22 protein-coding genes are annotated in these 26,919 nt (G+C 52.3%); 17 read left to right on the forward strand and 5 right to left on the reverse strand.

Annotated elements, in window-relative coordinates:
* The first annotated feature begins 34 nt into the window (after window positions 1-34).
* Window positions 35-580 (forward strand): NUDIX hydrolase YfcD, encoded by a 546-nt coding sequence (gene yfcD, locus GTPT_RS08275; protein ID WP_025903327.1) that lies wholly within the window; start codon window positions 35-37, stop codon window positions 578-580.
* A 55-nt stretch (window positions 581-635) separates the two neighbouring features.
* Here the strand turns inward: yfcD and pta are convergent, their stop codons facing one another.
* Window positions 636-2,771: a phosphate acetyltransferase gene (gene pta / locus GTPT_RS08280; RefSeq protein WP_025903328.1), complete on the reverse strand. Its 2,136-nt coding sequence runs from the start codon at window positions 2,769-2,771 to the stop codon at window positions 636-638.
* Window positions 2,772-2,857: 86 nt separating this feature from the next.
* Window positions 2,858-4,060: an acetate kinase gene (locus GTPT_RS08285; protein WP_025903329.1), complete on the reverse strand. Its 1,203-nt coding sequence runs from the start codon at window positions 4,058-4,060 to the stop codon at window positions 2,858-2,860.
* A gap of 302 nt (window positions 4,061-4,362) precedes the next feature.
* Between GTPT_RS08285 and yfbV the strand changes: the two genes are divergently transcribed.
* A complete protein-coding gene (gene yfbV, locus GTPT_RS08290; RefSeq protein WP_025903330.1) occupies window positions 4,363-4,812 on the forward strand; it encodes a terminus macrodomain insulation protein YfbV in 450 nt (149 codons plus the stop codon).
* A 204-nt stretch (window positions 4,813-5,016) separates the two neighbouring features.
* Here the strand turns inward: yfbV and yfbR are convergent, their stop codons facing one another.
* Entirely contained in the window at window positions 5,017-5,622 is a 606-nt protein-coding gene (gene yfbR / locus GTPT_RS08295; RefSeq protein WP_025903331.1) for a 5'-deoxynucleotidase, read from the reverse strand.
* A gap of 127 nt (window positions 5,623-5,749) precedes the next feature.
* Window positions 5,750-6,967: a pyridoxal phosphate-dependent aminotransferase gene (locus GTPT_RS08300; RefSeq protein ID WP_025903332.1), complete on the reverse strand. Its 1,218-nt coding sequence runs from the start codon at window positions 6,965-6,967 to the stop codon at window positions 5,750-5,752.
* Between the two features lie 925 nt (window positions 6,968-7,892).
* Between GTPT_RS08300 and GTPT_RS08305 the strand changes: the two genes are divergently transcribed.
* The 15 genes from GTPT_RS08305 (at window position 7,893) to GTPT_RS08375 (ending at window position 25,150) form a co-directional block, all read left to right on the forward strand.
* Window positions 7,893-8,828, forward strand: a complete 936-nt coding sequence (locus GTPT_RS08305; RefSeq protein WP_025903333.1) for a LysR family transcriptional regulator — start codon at window positions 7,893-7,895, stop codon at window positions 8,826-8,828.
* A 520-nt stretch (window positions 8,829-9,348) separates the two neighbouring features.
* A complete protein-coding gene (locus GTPT_RS08310; protein ID WP_025903334.1) occupies window positions 9,349-9,789 on the forward strand; it encodes an NADH-quinone oxidoreductase subunit A in 441 nt (146 codons plus the stop codon).
* Between the two features lie 15 nt (window positions 9,790-9,804).
* Window positions 9,805-10,485 (forward strand): NuoB/complex I 20 kDa subunit family protein, encoded by a 681-nt coding sequence (locus GTPT_RS08315; protein WP_025903335.1) that lies wholly within the window; start codon window positions 9,805-9,807, stop codon window positions 10,483-10,485.
* A 113-nt stretch (window positions 10,486-10,598) separates the two neighbouring features.
* Window positions 10,599-12,398, forward strand: a complete 1,800-nt coding sequence (gene nuoC / locus GTPT_RS08320) for an NADH-quinone oxidoreductase subunit C/D (protein ID WP_025903336.1) — start codon at window positions 10,599-10,601, stop codon at window positions 12,396-12,398.
* A 2-nt stretch (window positions 12,399-12,400) separates the two neighbouring features.
* Complete coding sequence (nuoE, locus tag GTPT_RS08325; protein ID WP_025903337.1) at window positions 12,401-12,916, forward strand: NADH-quinone oxidoreductase subunit NuoE; 516 nt, start codon at window positions 12,401-12,403, stop codon at window positions 12,914-12,916.
* On the forward strand, window positions 12,913-14,259 hold the full coding sequence (gene nuoF, locus GTPT_RS08330) for an NADH-quinone oxidoreductase subunit NuoF (RefSeq protein ID WP_025903338.1): 1,347 nt from the start codon (window positions 12,913-12,915) through the stop codon (window positions 14,257-14,259). Before nuoE ends, nuoF begins: the two co-directional genes overlap by 4 nt.
* Before the next feature lie 108 nt (window positions 14,260-14,367).
* Window positions 14,368-17,085, forward strand: coding sequence for an NADH-quinone oxidoreductase subunit NuoG (gene nuoG / locus GTPT_RS08335; protein ID WP_029989501.1), 2,718 nt, complete (start codon window positions 14,368-14,370; stop codon window positions 17,083-17,085).
* Window positions 17,082-18,059, forward strand: coding sequence for an NADH-quinone oxidoreductase subunit NuoH (gene nuoH, locus GTPT_RS08340; RefSeq protein WP_025903340.1), 978 nt, complete (start codon window positions 17,082-17,084; stop codon window positions 18,057-18,059). The genes nuoG and nuoH overlap by 4 nt, the downstream gene beginning before the upstream one ends.
* An 11-nt stretch (window positions 18,060-18,070) precedes the next feature.
* Window positions 18,071-18,613, forward strand: a complete 543-nt coding sequence (gene nuoI / locus GTPT_RS08345; RefSeq protein ID WP_025903341.1) for an NADH-quinone oxidoreductase subunit NuoI — start codon at window positions 18,071-18,073, stop codon at window positions 18,611-18,613.
* Window positions 18,614-18,623: 10 nt separating this feature from the next.
* Window positions 18,624-19,178, forward strand: coding sequence for an NADH-quinone oxidoreductase subunit J (gene nuoJ / locus GTPT_RS08350; RefSeq protein ID WP_025903342.1), 555 nt, complete (start codon window positions 18,624-18,626; stop codon window positions 19,176-19,178).
* A complete protein-coding gene (nuoK, locus tag GTPT_RS08355; protein ID WP_029989503.1) occupies window positions 19,175-19,477 on the forward strand; it encodes an NADH-quinone oxidoreductase subunit NuoK in 303 nt (100 codons plus the stop codon). The genes nuoJ and nuoK overlap by 4 nt, the downstream gene beginning before the upstream one ends.
* On the forward strand, window positions 19,474-21,309 hold the full coding sequence (gene nuoL / locus GTPT_RS08360; RefSeq protein ID WP_025903344.1) for an NADH-quinone oxidoreductase subunit L: 1,836 nt from the start codon (window positions 19,474-19,476) through the stop codon (window positions 21,307-21,309). Before nuoK ends, nuoL begins: the two co-directional genes overlap by 4 nt.
* Window positions 21,310-21,415: 106 nt before the next feature.
* A complete protein-coding gene (gene nuoM, locus GTPT_RS08365) occupies window positions 21,416-22,936 on the forward strand; it encodes an NADH-quinone oxidoreductase subunit M (protein ID WP_029989505.1) in 1,521 nt (506 codons plus the stop codon).
* Between the two features lie 6 nt (window positions 22,937-22,942).
* The gene (gene nuoN / locus GTPT_RS08370; RefSeq protein ID WP_025903346.1) at window positions 22,943-24,400 is read left to right on the forward strand and encodes an NADH-quinone oxidoreductase subunit NuoN; all 1,458 of its coding nucleotides are present in this window, start codon (window positions 22,943-22,945) and stop codon (window positions 24,398-24,400) included.
* A 291-nt stretch (window positions 24,401-24,691) separates the two neighbouring features.
* The gene (locus tag GTPT_RS08375) at window positions 24,692-25,150 is read left to right on the forward strand and encodes a GNAT family N-acetyltransferase (protein ID WP_029989507.1); all 459 of its coding nucleotides are present in this window, start codon (window positions 24,692-24,694) and stop codon (window positions 25,148-25,150) included.
* Between the two features lie 28 nt (window positions 25,151-25,178).
* Here the strand turns inward: GTPT_RS08375 and GTPT_RS08380 are convergent, their stop codons facing one another.
* Window positions 25,179-26,834 (reverse strand): glucan biosynthesis protein D, encoded by a 1,656-nt coding sequence (locus GTPT_RS08380; RefSeq protein WP_029989509.1) that lies wholly within the window; start codon window positions 26,832-26,834, stop codon window positions 25,179-25,181.
* Window positions 26,835-26,919 lie beyond the last annotated feature (85 nt).

Raw genomic sequence — 26,919 nt, forward strand, 5'->3', positions numbered from 1 at the left:
GATGTTATGTGGATCTGCGAAAAAAGGGTTACGGATGGTGGAGCAAATTCCTGAAGATGATATCGAGTGGGTCGATATTGTTAACGAAAATGATGAAGTCATCACGACGGCCAGTCGTACACATATGCGTGCCGAATGTCTCCGTCACCGGGCAACCTATATAGTGGTCCATAACGGGATGGGTGAAATACTGGTTCAGCGCCGTACTGAGAATAAGGATTTTATGCCGGGCAAACTCGATGCGACAGCCGGTGGGGTAGTGCAAAGCGGTGAAGATATCCTGGCATCAGCGCGACGTGAAGCCGAGGAGGAGCTGGGTATTGCAGCGATTCCGTTTGCCGAGCACGGGAAATTTTATTTTGAAGACAAACATTGTCGTGTCTGGGGCGCACTGTTCAGTTGCGTCTGTCATGGCCCGTTTGCCATGCAGGAAAGTGAAGTCGCTGAGATTTTCTGGATGACACCTGAAGAGATCACTGTCCGTTGTGACGAGTTTACTGATGACTCTCTTAAGGCACTGTCGTTGTGGATGAGCCGCAACAGTGAAGGGCGCCGGGCCTCTAACGAGTTGCAGGCATAATCGCGGTATTTCCTTATTTCCGCAGGCAGCTGTCTTAGCTGCCTGCGGGGACCGGTTATTTCTGGCTTTCTGCCTGTTCCGACTGAATAGCGGTTAACGCAATGGTGTAGACAATGTCGTCTACCAATGCTCCGCGGGAAAGGTCGTTGACCGGTTTACGCATACCCTGCAACATCGGACCGATAGAGACCAGGTTCGCAGAACGCTGTACGGCTTTATAGGTTGTATTACCGGTGTTCAGATCCGGGAAGATAAATACGGTCGCACGGCCGGCAACCGCAGAATCCGGCGCTTTAGACTTCGCAACATCTTCCATAATGGCCGCATCATATTGCAGCGGTCCGTCAATGACCAAATCCGGACGTTTGTCCTTCGCCAGGCGCGTCGCCTCGCGAACTTTTTCGACATCGCTGCCTGCTCCGGAATTGCCGGTAGAATAGGAAATCATCGCCACCCGGGGTTCAATCCCAAAGGCTTTGGCTGAATCGGCCGACTGGATAGCAATTTCCGCCAGCTGTTCAGCACTGGGATCCGGGTTAATGGCGCAGTCACCGTAAACCAGTACTTGTTCCGGCAATAACATAAAGAAGACGGATGAGACCAGAGAACTGTTGGGGGCCGTCTTAATCAATTGTAGTGGCGGGCGAATGGTATTGGCAGTGGTATGTACCGCCCCGGAGACCAGACCATCGACTTCGCCTTTTTCCAGCATCAATGTGCCCAGCACGACGTTATCTTCCAGTTGTTCTCTGGCAACGATATCAGTCATCCCTTTGTTTTTACGCAGTTCCACAAGACGGCTGACGTAGTTTTCACGCGCCTGTTGCGGGTCCACGATTTCGATGCCATCGCCCAGAGTAACGTCCTGCAGGGCCGCGACACGATGTATTTCGTCCGGGTCACCCAGTAACACACAACGGGCGATCCCACGGGCAGCACAGATCGCGGCGGCTTTAATTGTTCTGGGTTCATCCCCCTCAGGTAACACAATACGCTTAGAGGCCTGACGGGCCAGCTCAGTCAACTGATAACGGAAAGCCGGAGGTGAAAGCAGACGGTTGCTCACCGTTGCGTTGCTCAGAGAATCGACCCAGTCTGTGTTGATGTGGCTGGCGACGTATTCCTGAATCTTCTCCACCCGCTGAGTGTCATCTATCGGCACTTCCAGGTTGAAACTTTGCAGATTTAACGACGTTTGCCAGGTATTGGTATTGACCGTAAATATCGGCAGCCCGGTTTGTAATGCCCGTGAACAAAGCTTACTGATGGCGGGGTCGATTTCATAGCCGCCGGTCAGCAGGATAGCCCCGAGCTCTACCCCATTCATCGCCGCCAGACACGCTGAGACCAGCACATCCGGCCGGTCAGCGGAGGTGACCAGTAATGACCCCGGACGGAAAAGTTCAAGCATATGGGGCAGGCTGCGGGCACAGAAGGTGACTGACTTAATTCGTCGGGTGTTGATGTCTCCTTCATTGACGATACGGGCATTCAGATGACGACACATATCGATAGCACGGGTCGCAATCAGTTCGAAATTCCAGGGGATAATGCCCATCACCGGTAACGGGCTTTGTGCCTTCAGTTCGTCAATATCGACAGGGGCAATCTTCGTTTCGGTTGGATCTTCAAAAAATTCTGACAGATCCGGGCGTGTGCGGCCCTGCTCGTCGAGCGGGGCATGAAGTTTATTAAAGATAACCCCTTTGATTTGTTTATTTTTTTTGCCACCGAAACTGTTCTGAATAAACTCCAGACGTTCTTTCAATTGTGCCGCAGAATCATTGCCGGGTGACATCACAAAAATGATCTCGGCATTCAGCGTGCGGGCAATTTCAAAGTTCAGCGCGTTGGCAAATTCATGTTTACGGACCGGTACCAGTCCTTCAACCAGCACGACTTCTGCATCACGGGTGTTATCATGAAAGCGGGCAATAATTTCTTCCATCAAAACATCCTGCTGGTCCGCACCCAGAAGATTTTCGACGTAAGACATATTCAGGGGTTCGGCGGCAGGTATTGCGAAGTTATGACGGACAATCGCAGTGGTATGATCTTCTGCATCAGCATTAGAACGGGGCTGGGCGATGGGTTTAAAAATGCTAAGACGCATTCCTTTACGCTCCATCGCACGAATGACTCCCAGGCTGACACTGGTCAGGCCGACACTGGTGCCGGTCGGAATAAGCATAATTGTGCGGGACACTTGCGGCCTCTCTGCGTTTATCAGATCTGTAAAAAAGACCGCCAGACTGTGCTGGCGGCAGACGAGTTCATTCAGGCGGTCAGGCGTGCGGCATCACGGGCAATGACAAGTTCTTCATTGGTCGGGATGACAAGTACCGGGCGGGTGCCTGGCTTGTTAATAAACCCGGCCTGACCAAAACGGGCTTCCAGGTTACGGTCATGGTCGACATCGAAATTCAGCAATGCCAGTTTTTTCATGGTCAATTCACGGACCGTTGCGGCATTTTCACCAATACCGCCGGTAAATACGACCGCATCCAGACGGCCTTCCATCAGGGAGGTATAGGCACCGATGTATTTCGCCAGCCGGTGACAGAAGACTTCCATCGCCCGTCTGGCTTCTTCCTGATGCTGGTAATTTTCTTCGACAAAGCGGAAATCATTAGTGACCCCGGTCAGTCCCAGTAAACCGGACTCTTTGGTCAGCAGGGTGTTGATCTGATCGGTACTCATTCCCAGGCTATCATGCAGGAAGAAAATAATCGCAGGGTCGATATCGCCGCTACGGGTGCCCATGACCAGCCCTTCCAGAGGCGTCAACCCCATTGACGTATCCACGCTTTTTCCGCCCCGGATAGCGGTGACAGAACCGCCATTACCCAGATGGCAGGTAATAATATTCAGCGACTCCGGTGGGGTTTCCAGCATTTTTGCGGCTTCCAGAGAAACGTAATAATGGCTGGTTCCGTGTGCACCATAACGGCGTACCCCGTGCTCTGTGTAAAGCTGATAGGGCAGTGCATACAGATAAGAAGACTCAGGCATAGTCTGATGAAATGCCGTATCGAACACGGCCACATTTTTAGAGGCCAGGTGCGGGAAGTTCTTCAGGGCTTCGGCGATACCGATAAGGTGGGCCGGATTGTGCAGCGGTGCAAAACATGACGCATTTTTGATTTCTTCGATGACCTGGTCATCGATTAAAATAGACTGAGTCAGCCGCTCTCCGCCATGAACAATACGGTGGCCAATGGCCACGATTTGCGCTGAGAGTTCCGGCTGCTGACTGAGGATTTGCCCGACAATAAAATTCAGCGCTTCACTGTGCGCAGCTCCCGCTCCCAGAGCCGCCTCCTGTTTACCGCTTTCCTGTTTCCATTTTATGCGGGCTTCGGGCAGGTTAAAGCATTCCGCTAATCCGGAAAGATATTCATCACCATTCTCCGGATTTATAATAGCAAACTTGAGGGAAGAACTGCCGCAGTTGAGAACCAGAACTAACTTACTCGACATGGAAGCACCTATTTGTTTAAAGTGGTGATGAACAACGTAATAAGACGTTAATGTAACCCATGAAAGCTGACATGTTCATGATAAACAGCCTGCTGAATTAAAAAATTGTCCCCACTCAAAAAAATTAGTTATTTTTACCTGTTTTTTTGAGTGGCTACGCTTACGTGTCATGCTTTAATGGCTACAATTTATCACAGGGTGCTAATAAGCCCCTGTCTTATTGAAAATTATGCTAAATTTTACTCTTTATCTGCATGGGATTAAAATTTTTTGCACGTTAGATTGTTATCTGAGGTACCGGTATGAGTAATACGGGCAATGTTAACTGGTTCGGTGTGCTTAAGCGCGGACAACACTATATGAATACCTGGCCCAATGACAAGCGCCTGAGCCCGGTGTTTCCGGAACATCGCATCGGAAAGGCGATTCGCTTTGGTATCCGCTTTATGCCGCCCGTCGCCGTGTTTACCCTTTGCTGGCAAATTGCCCTCCATGCACAAACCGGCCCCGCGGTTGCCAGTGCGCTTTTTGCATGTAGCCTGCCGGTTCAGGGATTATGGTGGATGGGTAAACGAGCCATGAAGCCGCTGCCTCCGACATTGCTGCAATGGTATCATTCCGTGCGCACTAAACTTGAGCAGGCAGGACAACCCACCGCTATTCCTGACGGTGAACCGACTTATCAGTCGCTGGCGGATTTACTGAAAAGGGCTTTCCGGCAGCTGGATAAGACTTTCCTGGATGATCTCTGACCTGTCCCGACAGGGACTGGTGGCCGGAGGTATTTATTCGGGATGAATTCCCCGGATTGAGCTGCGTGAAACCGGTCAGACGGAAGGTATGACCCCGCCCCGGGGTAAAACCGTAACTGGCAGAATTAACGCTGACTGTTCAGGGAACGGGCAGTGTCAGTTAACAGTCACTCCTGCCGGTTCCTGACGACCTGCTTGGATCGGTTACTGATAGTGTTCAGAGATTTTATCCAGCGTTGTGGTGCAGCTGGCACAAAATATTTCCATAAAGTCATCCACCTCTGGCATTTCCCGGCGTAACTCGCTGATGCGCGATTCCAGCCCTTCTTTGACATGGATGAACTCATCATTATGAAAACGAAGTTCATTCAATGCCTTAATATAGGCTGACAGGATATCTGCAGCTTTAACAATGGCTTTATAGCGTGGGTCGACATTCTTCTGAATAATCAGTCCGGAGAAACGTTCGCGTAAATCTTCCGGCAGGGTTTCGATGCATTCCTGTTCAGCCAGGGTTTCCAGTTGCTTAAACGCCTGAGTAAACTGCGGATTATGATATTTCGTTTTAGAATTGATGTCCTGCAGCTTTGTTTCAGAGACTTCATGATACAGGGCAATCACTGCGGCGCGATCCGGATCCAGGGGATTGTTATAGCGGGTATTACCGATGACGGTCAGTAAGTGGGCGATAACCGCGACCTGATGACTATGTTCAGCCACATTCTCTTTCTGTACGCAATGCATTAATGCCCAGCGTTTTATCAGAGGCATACGGGTTATCCAGGCCATAAAAGTACTTTGAAATTTCATCAGTCATGTTCCTGGTGCAGTAAAGAGGGGGAGGGGGAGTACCGGATTGCGCGTCCACCGGATGATCCGCACAACCCGCAGAACGGGGGGAGTCCCCCGTCACTGGCAGAAAGCGAAGGCCGGCTGGTTACTGGTGATAGTGCTCCAGAAAACGTCCGAACTTACTGATGGCCATTTCCAGGTCATCGACGCGTGGCAGAGTCACAATACGCACATGATCCGGCCATGGCCAGTTAAATGCACTGCCTTGTACCAGCAAGACTTTTTCCTGCAATAAAAAGTCCAGCACCATTTTCTGATCATCGTGCAGGTTAAACTTTTTCGGATCAATGCGCGGGAACATATAAAGTGCGCCCTGTGGTTTTACGCAACTGACTCCCGGAATATCATTGATCATTTCCCAGGCGCGTTCACGTTGCTGGTAAAGGCGTCCTTCAGGAACAATAAACTCGCTGATACTCTGATATCCCCCCAGCGCTGTCTGGATAGCATGTTGTGCAGGCACGTTGGCGCACAAACGCATAGAGGCCAGCATTTCCAGGCCTTCTATATATCCCTTGGCATGCTTTTTCGGCCCGTTAAGTACCATCCAGCCCTGGCGGAATCCGGCTACGCGATACGTCTTGGACAGACCGTTAAATGTCACCGTGAGCAGGTCAGGTGCCAGCGCCGCGATGGAGTGATGCTGTGCTTCATCGTAGAGGATCTTATCGTAGATCTCATCGGCGAAAATGATCAGGTTATGCTGACGAGCGATCTCGACGATCTCCAGTAACAGTTCTTTGCTGTATACTGCACCGGTCGGGTTATTCGGGTTAATGATGACAATACCGCGGGTTCTTGGTGTAATCTTTGCACGGATATCATCCAGGTCCGGGAACCAGCCTGCAGATTCATCACACAGGTAGTGGACGGCTTTGCCGCTGGAGAGGGAGACTGACGCCGTCCAGAGCGGATAATCCGGCGCAGGGACCAGCATTTCATCCCCCGTGTTTAGTAAAGCCTGCATTGACTGCACGATCAGCTCTGACACACCGTTACCGATATAAATATCTTCAACGGTGACATCACGCATCCCGCGAGCCTGGTAATGCTGCATAATTGCTTTGCGGGCAGAATACAGTCCCTTTGAATCACAATAGCCCTGTGAGGTGGGGAGATGTTTGATCACATCGACCAGAATTTCGTCCGGAGCCTCAAAGCCGAACGGGGCAGGGTTGCCGATGTTCAGTTTAAGGACTTTGTTGCCTTCTTCTTCGAGGCGGCGGGCCTCTTTGAGTACCGGACCTCGGATGTCATAACAAACGTTATCAAGTTTTGCGGATTTTTCAATTTTAGTAGTCATTACAATCGCCCTGGACAGCAGAGTCCGTGTATTTGCCCGACAGTGAAGCCTATAAATGTACGCTTCTGGTCACCCTAAAAGAAGGGTTAAGGTGAATTTTAGCGACTTTTGGCGTATATCAATACTTTTAATGTTATAAAGTGTTGGTTTTGTGTTGGTTTTTGGTGTTTAAACCTGCATTTAATCAATAGGTTGGTTTTTTGTTCTGTTGAAAATTCAGGTTTAATGGCCACAAATTGAATCGAATAAAATTAACTCATCTCAAAATAATTTTATGCTGTAGAGAAAATTATTCGCAGGAACTTATTAATAATTTAAAACTGAAATCGGTTTCATTTTTCCTGCAGAGATGAGAAATATCTTAAATAGTATTCGTCATTAATCGTTAATTGAGATATTTCTGTTAACTATTAATAATTTCCGATAGGTGACAATTAATAGAATAGGAAAATCACAGTTTAAAAACAATATGATAGAATATTTACCTCTGTTGCCAGCACATAATAGGACCTGACGGAGATAATTACCCTTTAAGTAAAGTTCCCTGAATATGAAGCAGGTCAAAATTTGTGTAATTTTATATAAAAAAAATTCCAATTCTCTGCTAAAAATGATTAAGTATAATTAACAAATTAAAAGGCAGGATGTACCTTCTGAAATACTGTAAAAGAGGAGGGGACTGTGGGCCTGCGAATATTTTTAATTTGTTTCCGGAATAACGGCCCTTTGCAGGTGTCTGAGGCCGGAGAGCACGATCAAAGTGAGGTTGTTAAGGCGAAACTGCCGCAGTTTCGTCATCAGTACTGACGATAAACCACCCTTTTCGCGCAATGATAAAAAATTTTATTTATATCCTGTCTATTGGCAGGTTCTTTGAAGTAACACCAGGGCAGTAGCAATAAAATCCTATAAGTGACTATAAAATATGACAAATATTAATCCCCCGATAATGAATCTGGATCTTGATCTTTTAAGAACCTTTGTGGCTGTAGCGGACCTGAATACATTTGCAGCGGCAGCTGCAGCGGTCTGTCGCACTCAATCTGCAGTCAGTCAGCAAATGCAACGACTGGAACAACTGGTAGGAAAAGAACTTTTTGCCCGCCATGGTCGCAATAAGTTGCTGACAGAGCACGGGATTCAGCTACTCGGTTATGCCCGAAAAATCCTGCGCTTTAATGATGAGGCCTGTGCATCGCTGATGTACAGCAATGTTCAGGGCATTCTGACGATAGGGGTAACGGAAGATACCGCGGAAACGCTGTTACCTTATGTACTTAACCGGATCACCACACTCTATCCTAAGCTGACTATCGATATCCGTATCAATCCGCCCGAAGATATCTTTGCCATGCTGGAGCGGGAAGAAGTTGATTTGGTGCTGGCCACGAAAGCGTTTGGCGATGTGGTCAGTCAGGTACTGCGTACATCACCGACGCTGTGGTTTTGTGCAGCCGATTATGCGTTCCGCCATGGTGAAGCCTTACCGCTGGTATTACAGGATGAACCGAACCCGTTTCGTGAAATGGCCATTGAACATCTGGATAAAATCGGCATGCCGTGGCGCATCTCTTATGTTGCGGCATCCCTGTCTGCCGTTAAAGTCGCCGTGAAATCCGGACTCGGGGCAACCGCGCGTCCTGCAGAGATGATTGGCCCGGATGTGCGGGTGCTTGGAAGTGCAGAGTATTTACCCCAGTTACCGGATACGCAATATTTGTTATGTCGCAAAGAGGCGACAGAAAACGAATTGCTGCAGTCGGTGTTTAATGTACTCAGGCCGTTAGCGGATCCTTCACATCCGCCGGCAGAGATGTCTGAAGACATACCTGAAGTTGCTGAAGATATTGCGGCGGATTAAATACAGCCGTTATCCCTTTCTTTCCGGACAAAAGACCTGCCCGGTAACGCGCGGGTCTTTTTTTATTCCCTCTCACTGCTGTTTCCTGCCCCCCGCCCCCTCTCATTCTGTTTGATTTTTGAACACTCAGACCGTAAGGCTGTTCCTGATCAAAAAAAAATCACCCGCCTGACAGGAAAATAACCAAAGCCCTGCCAGAATGTAGGTGTTTAGACCAAAATTTAAACACTTCGTCCAGGGTTAGCCGTTCTCCGGCACCGACGGGCCATAAAGACAATTTTCAGGTCGACCCGGGTGCACTAATTGTTAATAATGTGTTTCGTATGTTTCCTACTATTTAATTTAAATATGTAAAGGTTGACAAAAGGTTTACTAAGAGGGTAAAACCCCTAAAAAGCTATGGATATCAAGCCGGCTGAGCAATTTTTATCGGGCTTATCTCCTTTTCCTGAATTTTTGTGTTGATGGGGGGCGTGTCATTGCCGGTCACCTGAAACACATTTCGTGAGTAAGCAAGAGTATGTCAACAGCTACGGAAGTAATTGCACATCATTGGGCATTCGTTGTGTTTGTCGTCATTGCTATAGGTTTATGCATCTTCATGCTGGCCGGGGGCTGGTTATTGGGGGGCAGGGCAAAGGCCAGATACAAGGATACACCTTTCGAATCGGGTATTGCGCCGGTCGGCAACACTCAACTGCGGTTGTCCGCAAAATTCTATCTCGTGGCGATGTTCTTCGTCATTTTCGATGTTGAAGCCCTGTTTCTCTATGCATGGTCTGCCTCCGTGCGGGAAAGCGGTTGGATAGGATTTGCAGAAGCGGCAATTTTTATTCTGGTATTGCTGGCGGGCCTTGTCTATCTGGCACGGATCGGTGCGCTTGACTGGGCACCGGCGCGTCGCCGGATTCCGGTCGTTACGGCCACTCGTCAGCATCATACCCCCTCAGAAAAGCAGTAACAGCGAGGCATTGAAATGGACTATACGCTGACCCGCATAGACCCCGAAAATAACGGTGAAAACGATCGCTATCCCCTGCAAAAACAGGAAATCGTCACGGATCCGCTTGAACAGCATGTCCATCGCAGCGTGTATATGGGGAAACTCGAACATGCCCTGCACGATATGGTGAACTGGGGAAGAAAGAACTCGCTCTGGCCTTATAACTTCGGGCTTTCCTGTTGCTATGTCGAAATGACAACCTCTTTTACCGCCGTACATGATGTTGCCCGCTTCGGGGCTGAAGTCATGCGTGCTTCACCGCGTCAGGCTGATTTTATGGTCATTGCCGGTACGCCATTTACCAAAATGGCCCCGGTTATCCAGCGATTGTATGACCAGATGCTGGAACCGAAATGGGTGATCTCTATGGGGGCTTGTGCTAACTCCGGCGGTATGTACGACATCTATTCCGTGGTTCAGGGAGTCGATAAGTTCCTGCCCGTTGATGTGTATATCCCCGGGTGTCCGCCACGTCCCGAAGCCTATATGCAGGCGCTATTACTGCTTCAGGAATCTATCGGCAAAGAGCGCCGTCCGTTGTCCTGGGTGGTCGGAGACCAGGGCGTGTATCGTGCCAATATGCCTTCTGAGCGGGAAAGAAAGCGCGGTGAACGCATTGCTGTGACCAATTTACGTACCCCGGACGAAATCTGAGCCGGTTACTTATGGATGAATATGTATGGCGCTTTTAGAGTCATAATCCCGCCGGATACCATCCTGATGTCATCTTATTAGTGCCTGAAACAGGCCGGCATGGTGAATATCATATGACTGATTTGAACACGCACGACTCCGTTCAGCCCTCATGGCAAACCCGTGATCATCTTGATGATCCCGTCATCGGTGAACTGCGTAATCGTTTTGGCCCGGATGCCTTTACTGTTCAGCCCACCCGCACCGGTATTCCGGTTGTCTGGGTTCCCCGTGAACAACTCACGGATGTCGTCACCTTTTTGCGCAAACTCCCTGAGCCGTATGTCATGCTCTATGATCTGCACGGCGTGGATGAGCGTTTACGTACCCATCGGCAGGGGCTTCCGGCCGCAGACTTTTCGGTGTTCTATCATCTGTTATCGATAGGGCGTAACCGCGACATTATGCTGAAGGTTGCTCTTGCGGAAAATGATCTGAATTTACCGACATTGATCCCTGTCTTCCCGAATGCGAACTGGTATGAGCGCGAGACCTGGGAGATGTTCGGGATAACGTTTAACGGACATCCGCATCTGACCCGCATCATGATGCCACAGACCTGGACCGGGCATCCGCTGCGTAAGGATTATCCCGCCCGGGCCACTGAGTTTGATCCTTTTTCACTGACTAAAGCGAAAGAAGATCTGGAGATGGAGGCGCTGACCTTTAATCCCGAAGAGTGGGGCATGAAGCGGGGTGGCAGGAATGAAGATTTTATGTTCCTGAACCTTGGCCCGAACCACCCCTCAGCGCATGGTGCGTTCCGTATTATTCTGCAACTGGATGGCGAAGAGATCGTCGATTGCGTTCCGGATATTGGCTATCACCATCGTGGTGCCGAAAAAATGGCCGAGCGTCAATCCTGGCACAGCTATATCCCCTATACCGATCGTATCGAGTATCTGGGCGGGTGCGTCAATGAAATGCCTTATGTGCTGGCTGTCGAAAAACTGGCGGGGATCACGGTCCCGGAAAAGGTCGACGTGATCCGCGTGATGCTTTCAGAGCTGTTCAGGATCAATAGCCATCTGCTGTACATCTCCACCTTTATTCAGGATGTCGGTGCGATGACGCCGGTGTTCTTTGCCTTCACGGACAGACAGAAAATTTACGATGTTGTCGAAGCGATTACCGGATTTCGTATGCACCCGGCCTGGTTCCGCATCGGCGGTGTTGCTCATGATCTGCCAAAAGGCTGGGAACGACTGTTACGTGAATTTCTGGACTGGATGCCAAAACGGCTGAAAGAGTATGACAAAGCCGCACTGCGTAACTCCGTGCTGGTAGGACGTTCAAAAGGGGTGGCGGCATATAACCTGCAGGAAGCTCTGGAGTGGGGTACCACCGGCGCGGCATTACGGGCCACCGGTCTCGATTTTGATGTCCGCAAATGGCGTCCGTATTCCGGGTATGAGAATTTCGATTTCGACATCCCGGTTGGTGATGGCATCAGCGATGCTTACAGCCGTGTCATGCTGAAAATGGAAGAGATGTGGCAGTCACTGAGGATCCTGGAGCAGTGCCTGAATAACATGCCTGCCGGGCCGTTTAAAGCAGACCACCCACTGACGACGCCTCCGCCGAAAGAGCGCACATTGCAGCACATCGAAACGCTGATCACCCATTTCCTGCAGGTTTCCTGGGGCCCGGTCATGCCGGCCAATGAATCTTTCCAGATGATTGAGGCCACCAAAGGGATCAACAGTTATTACCTGACCAGTGATGGCAGCACGATGAGCTATCGCACCCGGGTAAGAACACCGAGTTTCCCGCATTTGCAGCAAATACCTTCGGTGATCCGTGGCAGCCTGGTGTCGGATCTGATTGTTTATCTGGGCAGTATTGATTTTGTTATGTCTGACGTGGATCGCTAATGATGAATGAGCAAAACATAACCATTAAGACGGTTGAACCTGAACAGGTTTTTTCCCTGAGTGGGGAAGAACGTCAGGCGATAGAACATGAAAAACACCATTATGAAGATGCCCGTGCCGCCTCCATCGAAGCGCTGAAAATTGTTCAGAAGCAGCGGGGATGGGTTCCTGACGGAGCTATCGGGGCGATCGCTGATGTGCTGGGGATCCCGGCCAGTGATGTCGAAGGTGTGGCGACGTTTTACAGCCAGATTTACCGGCAGCCGGTTGGCCGCCATGTGATCCGCTATTGTGACAGCGTCGTCTGCCATATCACCGGTTATCAGGGGATACAGGCCGCACTGGAGCAGCAACTGAAGATTAAACCCGGTCAGACAACCCCTGACGGTCGCTTCACTCTGCTGCCTACCTGCTGCCTGGGGAATTGTGATAAGGGGCCGGTCATGATGGTCGGTGAGCAGACCCATGTTCATCTGACGCCGGAAGCGATTGCGACATTACTGGAGCAGTACCCATGAGTGTAAAAACGATCATTCGTACGGCGGAAACCCATCCGCTGACCTGGCGTATGCGGGATGACCAGCAACCGGTCTGGTTAGAGGAATACCGTAGCAAAAACGGGTATGCCGGCGCGGAAAAAGCGCTGAAAAGCCTGGCGCCGGAAGAGATCGTCGCACAGGTGAAAGACTCAGGGCTGAAAGGCCGTGGAGGGGCCGGGTTCTCGACCGGTCTGAAATGGAGCCTGATGCCGAAAGATGAATCGATGAATATCCGTTATCTGCTCTGTAATGCAGATGAGATGGAACCAGGCACCTACAAAGACCGCTTACTGATGGAGCAGATGCCACATCAGCTGGTGGAAGGCATGCTGATCAGTGCGTTTGCGCTGAAAGCTTACCGCGGATATATCTTCCTGCGCGGTGAATATATTGAAGCGGCAGTGCATCTGCGGCGGGCGATAGAAGAAGCCAAAGCGGCGGGTTATCTCGGTGAAAATATTCTGGGGACGGGCTTCAGCTTCGAACTTATCGTCCATACCGGGGCCGGTCGTTACATCTGTGGTGAAGAAACCGCCCTGATCAACTCCCTGGAAGGCCGGCGAGCGAACCCCCGTTCCAAACCGCCATTCCCGGCGTCGGCCGGAGTCTGGGGGAAACCGACCTGTGTTAACAACGTAGAAACGCTATCCAATGTTCCGGCAATCCTCGCTAACGGGGTCGACTGGTACAAAGGGATCTCCGGCAGTGAAGACGCCGGCACCAAAATGATGGGCTTCTCCGGCCGGGTTAAGCATCCCGGCGTGTGGGAGCTGCCTTTCGGCATCACGGCCCGCGAAATCCTGGAAGATTATGCCGGGGGGATGCGGGACGGGTTGCGTTTCAAAGCCTGGCAACCCGGCGGTGCCGGAACGGATTTTCTGACCGAAAGTCATCTGGATCTGCCAATGGAGTTTGCCAGTATCGGTAAAGCCGGCAGCCGACTGGGCACGGCCCTGGCGATGGCGGTGGATCACGAAATTAATATGGTGTCTCTGGTCCGTAACCTGGAAGAATTTTTTGCCCGTGAATCCTGTGGCTGGTGTACGCCCTGTCGGGACGGATTGCCCTGGAGTGTCAAAATCCTGCGGGCGCTGGAACAGGGCAAGGGCCAGCCGGGCGATATCGAAACTCTGCAGCAGTTGTGTCGTCAACTGGGGCCGGGTAAAACCTTCTGCGCCCACGCGCCGGGAGCGGTCGAACCGCTGCAAAGCGCCATCAAATATTTTCGTGAAGAGTTTGAAGCAGGTATTGCACCACAGGTCTTCGGGAATGTCCGCAGTATTGCGGGGATCCAGCCTAACCTTTTGAAAGCACGCTGGTAACTGAGTTTCTCTTATCGCAATCGCGGTCAGAGCCGGTTGACCAACAAAAATTATAAGTACTGTGTCTAACGCTCGTGCCTGCACGAGCCTTACGGAAGCATGTTCACTATGGCTACAATCCATGTAGACGGTAAAGAATATGAAGTAAACGGGGCAGACAATCTGTTACAGGCGTGTCTGTCACTGGGGCTGGATATTCCTTATTTTTGCTGGCACCCGGCGCTGGGCAGCGTGGGGGCTTGCCGCCAGTGTGCGGTAAAGCAATATCAGAATGCCGAAGATACCCGTGGACGGCTGGTCATGTCCTGCATGACGCCCGCGGCGGACGGCACCTTTATCTCCATTGACGATGGAGAAGCAAAAGAATTCCGTGAAAGTGTGGTGGAATGGTTAATGACTAACCATCCGCACGATTGTCCGGTGTGTGAAGAGGGGGGTAACTGTCACCTTCAGGATATGACCGTGATGACCGGCCACAGCTTCCGGCGGTATCGTTTCACTAAGCGGACACATCAGAATCAGGATCTCGGGCCGTTTATCTCTCACGAAATGAATCGCTGTATTGCCTGCTATCGCTGTGTCCGTTACTACAAAGATTATGCCGGCGGCACCGATCTTGGCGTGTACGGTGCGCATGATAATGTGTATTTCGGACGCCCGCAGGACGGCACACTGGAAAGTGAATTTTCCGGCAATCTGGTGGAAGTCTGCCCGACCGGGGTCTTTACCGATAAAACCCATTCTGAACGCTACAACCGTAAGTGGGACATGCAGTTTGCACCCGGCATTTGTCAGCAATGCAGCGTGGGTTGTAATACCAGCCCCGGCGAACGTTACGGGGAGTTACGGCGTATTGAAAACCGCTTTAATGGCAGCGTAAACCACTATTTTCTGTGTGACCGTGGCCGCTTTGGTTACGGGTATGTCAATCTGAAAGACAGGCCCCGTCATCCCTGGCAGCGCCGTGGTGATAATCCGGTGACGATGGATGCCACACAGGCAGTGAATGCCGTTGCGGATGTATTGCGTCAGGCCGGAAAAGTGGTCGGTATCGGTTCTGCCCGCGCCAGCATTGAAAGTAACTTTGCGTTACAGCAACTGGTGGGGGCAGAAAACTTTTCTACGGGCATGGCCAGCCAGGAACATCAGAATGTAATGCAGGTGCTTCAGGTACTGCGCGAAAGCGGTATTTACACGCCGTCATTGCGGGAGATTGAAGACTACGATGCCATTCTGGTGCTCGGTGAGGATCTGACACAGGTCGGTGCCCGTATCGCACTTTCGGTACGTCAGGCCGTGAAAGGTAAAGCCCGTGAAATGGCAGCAGCCCAGAAAGTGGCGGACTGGCAGATAGCGGCCATCCTGAATATTGGTCAGCATGCGAAACATCCGCTGTTTATCACCCATGTTGATGAAACCCGGCTGGATGATATTGCGGCCTGGAGTTATCGCGCACCGGTGGCTGAGCAGGCCCGTGTCGGCTTTGCGATTGCCCATGCTATCGACAGCGCAGCACCGGCCGCAGAAGGTATCGACAGCGCACTGGAGGGGAAACTGGACGTTGTCGTTCAGGCGCTGACCGGTGCGAAGAAACCATTGATTATTTCCGGGACACACTCCGGATCGCCCGCCATGATCGAGGCGGCGGCCAATGTGGCGCGTGCGCTGAAAAATACCGGCGCAGACGTAGGACTGACCTTGCTGGTCCCCCGGGCGAATAGCCTGGGTCTGGCGATGCTGGGCGGACAGCCTCTTGAGCCGGTACTGGATCAACTGCGCCGCGGCGAAGCTGATGCGGTCGTGATTATGGAAAATGATCTGTACCGCAATGCGCCGCGTGCGCTGGTAGATGAGGCTCTGAGTGTCTGCCGGCAGGTCATCGTGGTTGATCACCAGCAGACGGCGACGCTGGAAAAAGCCGGTTTCGTGTTACCTGCCGCCAGTTTTGCTGAAGCCGACGGCACCCTTGTGAACAATGAAGGCCGGGCACAGCGCTTCTTCCAGGTCTTTGATCCGGCCTTCTACGACAACACTGTACTGATTTCTGAAAGCTGGCGCTGGCTGCACTCACTGCACGCGGTGCTGGAAAGCCGTAAAACCGACTGGTCACAGCTGGATCATGTGATTGAGTCCGTGATTGTGCAGCAACCGCAGCTGGCGGCCATCAGGGATGCTGCACCCGATGCCTCTTTTCGGATCCGCGGCCAAAAACTGGCCCGCTCTCCTCATCGCTCCAGTGGCCGTACGGCGATGCGGGCCAATATCAGTGTCCATGAACCACGTCAGCCTCAGGACAAAGACACCATGTTCGCTTTTTCCATGGAAGGGAACAACCAGCCAGAGGCACCTCGCTCGCAGGTACCTTTCGCCTGGGCGCCGGGCTGGAACTCGCCTCAGGCCTGGAATAAGTTTCAGGATGAAGTGGGCGGACATCTGCGACACGGGGACCCGGGTGTCAGGCTGATTGAGCCTGCCGCAGGGCAACTGCCCTGGTTCCCGGTGCCGGGTCAACGTGCCCCTGAGGGCTGGCAGGTCGCGCCACTGTATCGTCTGTTCGGCAGTGACGAATTGTCCCAGCGTTCAGCCGTTTTCCGTGAGCGCATGACCGAGGCCCTCGTGGTGCTTCATCCGTCAGACGCCGCTACCCTGGGCGTTAATGAAGGGGCCCGGCTGGAGCTGCAATGTTGCGGAGAAACGCTGGTGTTGCCGGTCCGGTTTTCTGCACAGTTACCCGCGGGGCAGGTAGGTCTGCCCTTAGGCTTGCCGGGGATCCCGCCGTTCCTGTCTGGTGCAACCATTGATAAACTGCAGGAGGCAGCACAATGAGCTGGTTTACCCCTGAAGCGGAAGCAGTCATTGTCCAGGTCATTAAGTCGGTGGTGATCCTGCTGGTCGTGGTGGTCTGCGGGGCGTTTATGAGTTTTGCAGAACGCCGGCTGCTTGGATTGTTCCAGAACCGTTACGGGCCAAACCGTGTCGGCTGGGGCGGTTCTCTGCAGCTGGCCGCAGACATGATTAAAATGTTCTTCAAAGAAGACTGGGTGCCGCCCTTTACGGATCGCGTTATTTTTACCCTGGCACCGGTGATTGCTTTTGTGGCGTTACTGCTGGCCTTTGCCATCATCCCGGTCGCCCCGGGCTGGATGGTAACCGACCTGAATATCGGTTTACTGTTTTTCCTGATGATGGCCGGACTGGCGGTGTATGCGGTGCTGTTTGCCGGCTGGTCAAGTAATAATAAATACTCCCTGCTGGGGGCGATGCGTGCCTCTGCCCAGACCCTGAGTTATGAGGTTTTTCTGGGACTTTCCCTGATGGGCGTGGTGGCGCAGGCGGGATCATTCAATATGTCTGATATCGTCAACAGCCAGGCCCATTTGTGGAATATCATCCCGCAGTTCCTTGGCTTTATTACCTTCTGTATTGCCGGAGTGGCGGTCTGTCACCGCCATCCGTTTGACCAGCCCGAAGCCGAGCAGGAACTGGCGGATGGTTATCATATCGAATATGCCGGGATGAAGTTCGGGTTGTTCTTTGTCGGTGAATATGTGGCTATCACGACGGTTTCTGCGCTGATTGTTACCTTATTCTTTGGCGGCTGGCTTGGTCCCTGGCTGCCTCCCTTCGTCTGGTTTGCCCTTAAAACTGCCTTCTTCATGATGATGTTTATTCTGATCCGCGCCGCACTGCCTCGTCCGCGCTATGACCAGGTCATGTCGTTCGGCTGGAAAGTCTGTTTGCCGTTGACGCTGTTGAATCTGCTGGTGACTGCCGCAGTGATCCTGTTCAACGCGCAGTAAGGAGTAGCACCGTGAAAATCAAAGAAATTGCGACAGGCTTTGCGACCCAGGTACGGAGTATCTGGATGATAGGGATGCATGCCTTTGCTAAACGTGAAACACAGATGTATCCGGAGGAGCCGGTTTATCTGCCTCCGCGCTATCGGGGACGGATTGTCCTGACCCGTGACCCGGACGGAGAAGAACGCTGTGTTGCCTGTAACCTGTGCGCGGTGGCCTGTCCGGTGGGATGTATTTCCCTGCAAAAAGCGGAGATGGCCGACGGACGCTGGTACCCCGAATTTTTTCGTATCAACTTCTCGCGTTGCATCTTTTGCGGTCTTTGCGAAGAAGCCTGTCCGACCACGGCTATCCAGTTAACGCCCGATTTCGAGCTGGGTGAATTCAGGCGTCAGGATCTGGTGTACGAGAAAGAGGATTTGCTGATTTCAGGGCCAGGCAAATATCCGGAATACAATTTTTATCGTATGGCCGGTATGGCGATCACCGGTAAAGAAAAAGGTTCCGCCGAAAACGAAGCCAAACCTATCGACGTTAAAGGCTTATTACCCTAAGGAGTCGGGCATGGAATTCGCGTTTTACTTTTGCGGGGCGGTGGCAGTGTTAACCACACTCAGGGTGATTACTCATACGCATCCTGTACATGCCTTACTGTACCTGATCATCTCTTTACTGGCCGTGGCCGGGGTATTTTTCTCCCTGGGGGCTTATTTTGCCGGAGCACTGGAAATCATCGTCTATGCCGGGGCCATTATGGTGCTGTTTGTCTTTGTGGTGATGATGCTTAATCTGGGCAAGGCTCAGCAAAAGCAGGAACAGGAATGGCTGAAACCCTCGTTGTGGATCGGCCCCGGCGTTATTGCCTTATTGTTACTGATAGCGATGATCCATGCGATCAGTACGGTTAATGATCAGGGGATCGACGGAACCGTGATCGCCGCTAAAGCGGTGGGGATCAGTCTGTTCGGCCCGTATGTCCTGGCGGTGGAACTGGCATCCATGTTACTGCTGGCCGGTGTGGTGGTGGCCTACCACATTGGTCGTGAAGAACGCCGTGGTGAAGTATTAAGTAACCTTACAGATGACTCAGTGCAGGCTAACAGGGAGGAACAGATATGATACCTCTGCAACACGGACTGATCCTTGCAGCAATTCTTTTCGTACTCGGACTGACCTCGCTGATCGTCCGGCGTAATCTGCTGTTTATGCTGATTGGTCTGGAAATTATGATCAATGCCGCTGCGCTGGCGCTGGTGGTGGCGGGAAGTTACTGGGGGCAGGCAGACGGTCAGGTGATGTATATTCTGGCCATCAGTCTCGCGGCGGCAGAAGCCAGCATCGGACTGGCCTTATTGCTGCAATTACATCGTCGTCGTCAGACCCTGAATATCGATTCAGTGAGTGAGATGCGCGGATGAACCTTCTCTATTTAACTATTTTATTGCCACTGCTGGGTTTCCTGTTGCTGGCATTCTCCCGGGGCCGCTGGTCAGAAAATGTCTCCGCCACGGTGGGGGTAGGATCTGTCGGACTGGCGGCTCTGGTGACTCTGTATGCCGGCATCGATTTTTTTGCGCACGGTGAAGCGCTCTATCAGCAACCGCTCTGGACCTGGATGCAGGTCGGACAGTTCAATATTCAGGTCAGTCTGACGCTGGATGGACTGTCGATGACCATGCTGTCGGTGGTGACCGGGGTGGGTTTTCTGATCCATATGTTTGCCTCCTGGTATATGCGTGGTGAAGAGGGCTATTCGCGTTTCTTCGCCTACACCAACCTGTTTATCGCCAGTATGGTCGTTCTGGTACTGGCGGATAACCTGATGCTGATGTATCTGGGCTGGGAAGGGGTAGGGCTGTGCTCTTATCTGCTGATTGGTTTCTATTACACCAATCCGGATAACGGTAAAGCCGCGATGAAAGCATTTATCATCACCCGCATCGGGGATGTCTTTCTCGCCATTGGCCTGTTTATCCTCTACAACCAGTTGGGTACGCTGAATTTCCGGGAGATGGCCGCTCTGGCGCCGGAACACTTTGCCGCCAATAATCACCTGCTTGAGTGGGCGACACTGATGTTACTGGGCGGTGCGGTCGGTAAATCGGCACAGTTACCTCTGCAAACCTGGCTTGCGGATGCGATGGCGGGTCCGACCCCGGTATCCGCACTGATCCATGCGGCAACAATGGTCACCGCGGGGGTCTATTTAATTGCCCGGACGCATGGGCTGTTTCTGCTGACGCCGGAAGTGCTGCATCTGGTCGGGATTATCGGGGCTATTACCCTGGTGCTGGCAGGATTTGCAGCACTGGTTCAGACAGATATCAAACGGGTACTCGCCTATTCGACCATGAGCCAGATTGGCTATATGTTCCTGGCCTTAGGTGTACAGGCCTGGGATGCGGCGATTTTTCACCTGATGACCCATGCTTTCTTTAAAGCGTTGTTGTTCCTCTCTTCCGGTTCCGTGATCCTGGCGTGCCATCATGAGCAGAACATTTTCAAAATGGGTGGCTTGCGTAAGCGTATCCCGCTGGTCTACACCTGCTTCCTGGTCGGGGGCGCCGCGTTATCGGCATTACCGATCATAACGGCCGGTTTCTACAGTAAAGACGAGATCCTCTATGGTGCGATGGCTAACGGTCATCACCTTCTGCTGATCGCCGGTCTGGTGGGAGCGTTCCTGACGTCGGTCTATACCTTCCGGATGATTTTTATCGTCTTCCATGGTGAAGAAAAAATTAAGGCGCATGCCGGGAAAGGGATCACTCACCATTTACCGTTGCTGGTACTTCTGGTGTTGTCGACCTTTATCGGGGCGCTGATCACACCCCCTCTGCGTGGCGTGTTACCGGATACAGGAACAGGTGAAGCCGGTAAAACAGTGCTGGAAATCACCTCCGGCGTGGTGGCGGTGGCCGGAATTGTGATAGCGGCTCTGCTATGGCTGGGGCGCAGAACACTGGTGACGGCTGTTGCAGCCAGTGCGCCCGGACGTTTTCTTTCCCGCTGGTGGTTTGCTGCCTGGGGCTTTGACTGGCTCTATGACCTGGTGTTTGTCAAAACCTTCCGGGGCATTGCCTGGCTGCTGAAATCGGATCCCTTCAACGCCTTGGTTGATCTGTCAGGCACGGTTTCGCGGGCTGCGGGCAGGGCTCTGGCTGTAAGTGAGAACGGGTATCTGCGCTGGTATGTGGCCTCCATGGGGATTGGTGCAGTCGTCGTGCTGGCGTTAATGCTGGTGGTTTGAGGTGAGCGGAACAGAGTAGGGTGCAGATACACCTTTGTCTTTCGAAGCTTGATAAATTTTCGCGGTGGCATGACTGCCGCGGATCACTAAAAGGGAACCTAACGCCGTGTTACTACCTTGGCTAATTATCCTCCCCTTCGTCGGCGGCTTGCTCTGCTGGCTGGCTGAACGCTTAGGCGTCAGAGCACCACGCTGGATAGCGTTGCTGACCATGGGGTTAACGCTGGTCCTTTCCTTGTTACTCTGGTCTCAGGGGGGGTATTCATTCACTCAGGCTGCGGGGATCCCGCAGTGGCAATCGTCTTTTTCTGTTCCCTGGATCCCTGCATTCGGCATCAGCTTTCATCTGGCGATTGATGGTTTATCGTTGCTGATGGTTGTGCTGACCGGTCTGCTGGGTGTGATGGCCGTTCTCTGTTCCTGGAATGAAATTCAGAAGTATCAGGGCTTTTTTCACCTGAACCTGATGTGGATCCTGGGCGGGGTGGTCGGCGTTTTCCTGTCCGTTGATCTGTTCCTGTTCTTCTTCTTCTGGGAACTGATGCTGGTCCCGATGTACTTTCTGATTGCCCTCTGGGGACATAAAGCTTCGGACGGTAAAACACGGATTTCGGCAGCCACTAAGTTCTTTATCTATACCCAGGCGTCCGGGCTTATCATGCTGATCGCTATCCTCGGACTGGTGATGGTGCATTATCACGCCACAGGGGTCTGGACATTTGACTATGAACAATTGCTGCATACGCCGATGTCTTCGACGGTGCAGTATTTGCTGATGCTGGGCTTCTTTATCGCTTTTGCGGTAAAAATGCCGGTTGTGCCTTTGCATGGCTGGTTACCGGATGCGCACAGTCAGGCACCGACCGCGGGTTCTGTTGACCTGGCCGGTATTTTGCTGAAGACCGCGGCCTATGGTTTGTTACGCTTCAGTCTGCCGTTATTTCCGCAGGCATCCGCAGAGTTTGCTCCTATCGCCATGGGGCTGGGACTGCTGGGGATTTTCTACGGGGCCTGGATGGCGTTCTCCCAAACGGATATCAAGCGCCTGATCGCCTACAGTTCGGTTTCACATATGGGGTTTGTCCTGATTGCCATCTATACCGGCAGTCAGCTGGCATTTCAGGGGGCGGTAGTGCAGATGATTGCTCATGGTCTGTCTTCCGCGGCGCTGTTTATTCTCTGTGGTCAATTGTACGAGCGACTGCATACCCGCGACATGCGTCTGATGGGCGGATTGTGGGCGCGTATTAAATGGTTGCCAGGGCTCTCACTGTTCTTTGCGGCAGCCAACCTCGGCATGCCGGGGACCGGGAACTTTGTTGGCGAATTTATGATCCTGACCGGCGGTTTCCGCACGGTGCCGGCCATTATTGTGATTGCAACGTTCGGACTGGTATTTGCTTCGGTGTACTCTCTTATCATGATACAGCGGGCATATTATGGTGCGCCTCAATCTCCGGCACCGCTGCGGGGGTTGTCTGTGCGTGAGTTTACGATGATTCTGGTACTGGTGGTGCTGCTGGTTCTGTTGGGGGTTTACCCGCAACCGATTCTGGATACCTCAAATGCTGCGATGAGCAATATTCAGCACTGGTTTACCGTTTCAACTTCTATGACAAGGCCGTGATCCGCCATGACAATTACTACTGAACAATTGATTGCACTGCTCCCCCTGTTAATCACCGGATTAACCGTGGTGGTCGTGATGCTGTCTATTGCGTGGCGACGTAATCACTTTGTGAACGCTACGCTGACAGTCATTGGTCTTAATATCGCGCTGGTGTCTCTGTGGTTTAGCGGCCATAGCGGGGGGGCAGACGTTACCTCCCTGCTGCGGGTGGATGGCTACTCGGTTTTTTACAGTGCGCTGGTTATCCTGTCCGGGCTTGCGACCTGCACCTTCGCTTACCCCTGGCTTAAGTCTTTCAAAGACCACTGTGACGAGTTCTATCTGCTGGTCGCCATTGCTGTGCTGGGAGGTATTGTACTGGCGAGTGCCGATCACCTGGCCTCACTGTTTATTGGTGTTGAACTGCTCTCTTTGCCCCTGTTCGGTCTGGTGGGTTACGCCTTCCGCCATAAGGGATCACTGGAAGCGGCCATCAAATATACTTTGCTGTCTGCCGCGGCTTCATCTTTCCTGCTGTTCGGTATTGCGCTGGTCTACGCAGGGTGCGGGGAACTGACCTTTGCAGGACTGAGCCAAAGCCTGACGGGAGCGGCGCCGGCATCACCTCTGATGCTGACCGGGTTCGGCATGATAGTGATTGGTGTCGGGTTTAAACTGTCGCTGTTTCCGTTCCACCTCTGGACGCCGGATGTGTATCAGGGCGCGCCGGCACCGGTATCGGCGTTCCTCGCCACCGGCAGTAAAATCGCTATTTTTGCGGTGGTGATGCGTTTATTCCTGGACGTGCCGATAAGCCAGAGTGAGGGGATGCGAACGGCACTGGCGGTTATTGCTTTCGCCTCTATTCTGGCGGGTAACCTGATGGCACTGGCCCAGAATAATATTAAACGGATGCTGGGCTACTCCTCTATTGCTCACCTGGGGTATTTGATGGTGGCGCTGACAGCTGCCGCTTCCCATGAGCTATCCATCGAAACGTCCGGGGTCTATCTGGCGGGGTATCTGTTCAGCAGCCTGGGGGCCTTCGGTGTGGTCAGTCTGATGTCGGGGGCAGGTAATGAGAGTGATACTGACTCATTGTACTCCTATCGTGGATTGTTCTGGCACCGCCCGGTTTTGTCCGGCGTACTGGCGATGATGATGCTGTCGCTGGCTGGGATCCCTGCCACACTCGGTTTTATCGGTAAGTTTTATGTGCTGGCTTCGGGCGTTCATGCCGGTCTGTGGTGGCTGACCGCCGCCGTTGTCGTCGGAAGTGCCATCGGGCTTTACTATTATCTGCGTGTTACCGTCAGTCTGTTCCTGAGCGCACCGGGCTTACATCATCGGGATACGACTAACAACTGGGGATACACCGCCGGCGGTATTGTGGTGCTGATCTCGGCTGTGCTGGTGTTATTACTGGGCGTTTACCCGCAACCGTTGATCTCGCTGGTCAGACTGGCGCAGCCCTTACTGTAACCGGCTTGCTTTGCGGTATCTGATTAAAAGGCCATGGGTTCCATGGCCTTTTTTTATCTCCGGAGGTGCCGGAAAAAGCGGAACCGGTCCCGATCTCTGAACCCGGATTACAGTTTCGCTGGGCCCGCATTCCTTGCGGGAATATTTACCGGTGTTCTGTCTGGCGGACGGTGTGTTAACCGGTGTTTTCCGGGGCAGTGGTTTACTGCTACAGTCATCAGCAGACAGGTACGCGGCCAGGCAGTTCAGTGCCGGAAGTTTTTAAACCCGCGGTAAAATCAGGACAAGAATATGCAGCAAGTGATCTGGAAAGATTACCACCACACTGAATTACCGGTTGCAGAGTGTTATCAGATGCTGGCATTGCGTAATCAGGTATTTATTGTTGAGCAACAGTGCCTTTATCAGGATATCGATGGCGAGGATCTGCGGGGAAATAACCGGCATCTGTTCGGCTACCGTGACGGTTTGCTGGTGGCTTATGCACGGATCCTGGTGGCGGAAACTGCTCCGGAAGAGGTAAGCATCGGGCGGGTTATTGTCGCTCCGGCGGCACGCGGGCAGGGACTTGCTTATCTGTTGCTCGACAGACTACTGGAAAGTTGCAGGCTTCACTTTACTGCGTTGCCGATACATTTATCCGCTCAGGCACATTTGCAGGCATTTTATGCAGGCAGGGGATTTGTGGCCGAAGGGGATATTTACCAGGAAGACGGGATTGATCACATCGCGATGAGGTTACAAAAATAACGGAGCCCGCAGGCTCCGTCAGAGGTTATCAGCCAGCGCTCATCTGGCGATCATCCACATATTTCCGCTGGTCGGGTGCCGGCGGAACATACTGATACATCCAGGTTTCGCTGAGTGTCTCATCTTTCGTACGCAGGAACAGACGCATATTGACCGGTGCCGTTGAATCACTGTCAGGATACCAGTCAAACAGGATCCGGTACGCGTTCAGAGGTTCGACATACAGGATTTCAACCTGTTTAAACGTTCCGGAAGAGACGGTGATCACCGGCTCAATGCCTTTCGGGGCTGCAGCTTTCAGGTCTCCGCCCACAAAGTCGATAGCAAAGCGGCGGCACCAGACTTCCGGGAAGTGCTCACCCGGTGCCCAGCCCTCAGGGAAACCGCCGATACCTGTGCGGGTTGCACCCACACGAGCAAGCGAGCTTTCTACCGGTGGCAGGCTGCTCCAGTACAGTTTGTACTCAAAGCTGAGTGTATTACCGGCTTTCACCGGAGTCTCCGGTTGCCAGAAACAGACAATGTTATCCAGTGTTTCACCCGTGGTCGGGATCTCCATCAGATTTATTGCCCCTTTGCCCCATTGACCAACAGGCTCTACCCACAGGCTGGGCCGTTTGTTATACCAGCCAATAACATCCTGATAATCAGAGAAATCATGGTCAAGTTGTAACAGACCAAAACCGCGCGGGTTTTCATCGCTAAAGCTGTTAAAGGTCAGGCGTTGCGGGTTATTCAGCGGCCGGGCAATCCACTCACCTTTGCCTGTCCACATCGCCAGGCGATCAGAGTCATGAATTTGCGGGTGGTAGGTGTTACACATCCGGCGATCGTTGGTACCGCAGCTAAACATACTGGTCATCGGAGCGATACCCAGTTGTTCTATATCTTTACGTACATACAGACTGTTTTCCACCGTCATGACGACACGCTCTTTCTCGCAGTCGATGGTGAATTTGAACGCACCGGTCAGGCTGGCTCCGTCCAGCAGCGCATATACTACAAAAGTGGTGTCCTGAGGCTTCGGCGTTTCAAACCAGAAGGCGGTAAAATCAGGAAACTCTTCATGGTTAGTAAAGGTATCAATAGCAACCCCGCGCGCAGATAAACCGTACTGATAAGTGTCATCGACCGCACGGAAGTAGCTGGCGCCAAGGAACGATACGATATCTCTGCGGGCCAGTTCCGGTTTTTTGAAGACACGGAACCCTGCAAAACCGAGATCGGTTTTCCCTTTTAGTTGGCTGACGTCCACATGTGCATCATTGTAATTAAACAGCTCGGGGCGGAAATGGACTTCTCTGGCATCATGTGTTGCGGGATCGACAGAGAACATACGGATACGGCGTTTGAAACCCATCCCGACATGGAAGAACTGCACATCCAGTTCACGATCCGGGACATTATTCCACAAGGAATGACTGGCATCATACTGTATGGCGTTGTAGTCCTGTGGGGTTAGATTGGCCAGGGTTTCTGGCAACGGGCCCGGCGCGCCGGCCCAGGGTTTTTTCGCCAGTGCTGACGCCTGTTGTTTCAGCTGACTGAAATCGAATTTTCTGGCATTACCATCGGCGATCCCATCGGCCGCCCAGGCCTGGTTTGCCAGCAGTGAAGATAAACCTGTCATAGAACCAAGAGCCGAGACAGCCATCGTTCCTTTAATAAACTTTCTGCGATTCATGCCGGAAACATATCCTCTGTTGTTAAAGTGTAGAGTGGCTGCGGTAAGCGTTCCCCGGTCACTGTGCCGGTGAGCGCAATTCATC

Origin of the sequence: Tatumella ptyseos ATCC 33301 (assembly GCF_000735525.1) — a bacterium.
Classification (GTDB): Bacteria; Pseudomonadota; Gammaproteobacteria; order Enterobacterales; family Enterobacteriaceae; genus Tatumella; species Tatumella ptyseos.